The sequence below is a fragment of the Ligilactobacillus ubinensis genome (assembly GCF_024160875.1).
In the GTDB taxonomy this organism is placed as follows: domain Bacteria; phylum Bacillota; class Bacilli; order Lactobacillales; family Lactobacillaceae; genus Ligilactobacillus; species Ligilactobacillus ubinensis.
On record NZ_JAIULA010000086.1, the window covers coordinates 1 to 203 of the forward strand.

The window sequence follows — 203 nt, forward strand, 5'->3', positions numbered from 1 at the left end:
CGCGGGACGGAATCGAACCGCCGACACATGGAGCTTCAATCCATTGCTCTACCGACTGAGCTACCGAGCCATAATAAACATTTCTATTTTACATCATATTCGTTGTTTAAGCAATTTCTTTCACAACTACGGTCCATGACGGATTTGAACCGACGATCTTCTCCGTGACAGGGAGACGAGATAACCACTACTCCAATGGACCA

The 203-nt window shown here is 46.3% G+C and carries 1 tRNA gene; it reads right to left on the reverse strand.

Going from position 1 to position 203, the window contains the following annotated elements:
• Window positions 1-129: 129 nt before the first annotated feature.
• Window positions 130-202, reverse strand: a tRNA-Asp gene (locus LB941_RS12500).
• Window position 203: the final 1 nt, after the last annotated feature.